The sequence below is a fragment of the Rhodococcus sp. NPDC057014 genome, assembly GCF_042673295.1.
GTDB lineage: Bacteria > Actinomycetota > Actinomycetes > Mycobacteriales > Mycobacteriaceae > Rhodococcus_F.
This window is the reverse complement of sequence record NZ_JBHUSF010000585.1, coordinates 1-2316: the sequence shown is the minus strand read 5'-3', so window position 1 is coordinate 2316 and position 2316 is coordinate 1. Positions and strand designations below refer to the sequence as shown.

Sequence of the window (2316 nt, the reverse complement as noted above, 5' to 3'; positions counted from 1 at the left end):
TTCGTGACTGGGCGATCGGAGAGGGCCGCGAGGTGTCTCCCCGCGGCCGGATTTCGGCGGAGATCGTGCGAGCTTTTCATGACGCTCAGGCGGCGAAGGCTCAAGCAAATGCGGTGCCGGCGAAGAAGGCGGCTGCGAAGAAGGTAGTCGCGGGGACGGCTCCCGCGAAGAAGACGGCCGCGAGGAAGTCGCCGACGAGGAAGTCGCCGGCGAAGAAGACGGCCGTGGAGAAGGTTGTCGAGAAGGAGGCTCCGGTGAAGGTACCGGTGGCGAGCAGGGTGCCGGCGAAGACAACGGCCGCGAGGAAGGCTCCGGCGAAGAAGACGGCCGCGACAAAGGGTCCGGGGAAGAAGACAGCAGCGGGGAAGGCCGCCGGGGAAACGACGGCCGTGGAGGAGGTTGTCGGGAAGGAGGCTCCGGTGAAGGGAGCGGAGGCGGGCACGGTGCCGGCGGAGAGGACGGCCAAGGAGATTCGAGAGTGGGCGATCGGGGAGGGCCGTGAAGTGTCCTTCCGCGGTCGGATTTCGGCCGCAATCGTGCGTGCCTTCCATGACGCTGTGGCGAAGTTGCCGGTTGTGGGCGGCTGAACCGAGTGGTGTCCGCTGTTGATCGTGACCGACCGACTCCGGGTTTTCTGGGTTCTCTTAATCCGACGGACGTTCAGTAGGCGAACCCTTGCCTTTCTCTTCGGAGCCAGGCTCATCGAAGGTGAGCGCGCTGGTGTCACAGCAATGAACGCTGGCGGACGGTTGGTGCGACTGGTACGGGAGGTTGCATTCACGAGCGCTGGTCGACAGTGTGCACCGAGGGGCCGAGGGGCCTTCCGCTGGCACCTGCTGGGTGAATGTCGGTGCCGAGAACTGTCGCCCCGCACTATCGGTGGCCGAATCTGCTCGGGCGGTGTGTCGCTGTGTGGTCTCTCTCGCGGTCAGGCGAGGACGATCAGTATCGGTTCAGTCGGTTGGGCGATTCCCGGCACTCGCGCTGACGCCGCGACGTGGTCGCCCGATATGGAAGGAGGGCTCGGTCGGGTTCCCTCGAGCGGCGTTATTTGCGGCCGGCGGTCCATTTCAGGCCCCAGCGGTAGGCCTTGGAGATGTCGGATTGGGTGCCGTTGATATACCGCACTTCTCGGGTGACGGTGAGTTCGTTGCGTTCGTTGTTAAGCAGGGCGATGGCGCAGGATCGGGCGCGGTTGTCGGGCGAGTCGAGGCGCACTTCCACTTCGGGGCCATGGGGTGGGTACAGGGTGACGACGCCGTCGGCGGACCAGTTCGGGGTGCCGTCGTAGATGTAGGCGAAGATGAGGATGCGTTTGAAGTCGGCGAGGTGGGCGAGGTTGATGTGGAGGTTCTCGCCGCCGGAGTTGGTGCCGGATCTGTCGTCGCCGTCGAGGGCGATGTAGGGCGGGTAGTGCAGGTCGCCGAACGCGTTGCCGAGTGCTTGGACGACACCGTTGGACCCGTTGTGGAGTTGGTACAGGCAGGCGAGATCGAGGTCGATCGCACCGTTGCCGAGGAATCCGCGCCGGCCGCGGGTCCAGTTGAGGTTGACCCGCATCGTGCCGGTGTCGCCGCCCTTGGCGAGGGACACGGTGGGGGTGGTGAGGGTGACCTTGCTGAGCTGGACCCGCGGCTGCGATACCGGAGGCGGGGTGGGCGCCGGGGACGCAATGACGGGTGCGGGTGGCTGGTTCGGGGGAGCAGGAGGGTAGGTGGGTGCAGGCGGGTGGGTGGGCGCGTCGTCGACGGTGACACCGTGTTCGGTGACGAGGGCCTTGAGGCCGCTGTCCCAGCCGGCGGAGACGTTCCGGATCTTCCATTGTTCACCGCGCCGGTAGATCTCGGCGAGGACGGCGGCCCGTTCGGTGGTCAGGCCCAGAGCCGGGGCCGAGACCGAACCCAGCGTGACGCCGAGGCCGGGGATGGCGGCGAGGCTGCCGGGAGCGGAGTCGTCCATGCTCACCGCCAGGCGCAGGGTGTCGATCCCGTACGGCACTTTGGTGACGTCGACCGCGACCGTGCTGGGGCCGGTGAGCCGGACCGCTCCCTCGGGGGAGGCGGGTTGGTTGAAGAAGACGAAGTCGCTGTCGTTTCGCACCTTCCCGGTGGAGGTGACCTGGAAAACCATGAGGTCGACGGTCCCGGGGGTGACGCCGGCGACGGTGACGGTCAGCTGCGGTGAGGTCAGTGGGGTGTTCTGGCCGCGGACAAGCGAAGTCATGGGGCTCTATCTCCTGCAGTTGCTGTGATGAAAGGGGATACCGCTCGCACCGGGTGTGGCTGCTGGTCGGCGCCCAGACGGGCACAGGGGGCG

Annotated in this window: 2 protein-coding genes and 1 pseudogene; 1 reads left to right on the top strand and 2 read right to left on the bottom strand. The window is 66.8% G+C overall.

Translation table 11 applies throughout. The annotated features are described in order from the left end of the window. Window positions 1-587, top strand: a 587-nt coding sequence (locus ACFTZB_RS45110) for a histone-like nucleoid-structuring protein Lsr2 (protein WP_378442435.1), incomplete at its 5' end; no start/stop codon positions are given. A 460-nt stretch (window positions 588-1047) separates the two neighbouring features. Here the strand turns inward: ACFTZB_RS45110 and ACFTZB_RS45105 are convergent. Both ACFTZB_RS45105 and ACFTZB_RS45100 read right to left on the bottom strand, forming a co-directional pair. After that, window positions 1048-1674: a Tellurium resistance gene (locus ACFTZB_RS45105; RefSeq protein ID WP_378442437.1), complete on the bottom strand. Its 627-nt coding sequence runs from the start codon at window positions 1672-1674 to the stop codon at window positions 1048-1050. 99 nt (window positions 1675-1773) lie between these two features. Next, window positions 1774-2223: pseudogene (locus tag ACFTZB_RS45100) on the bottom strand (TerD family protein); the annotation flags it as partial. Between the last annotated feature and the right edge of the window lie 93 nt (window positions 2224-2316).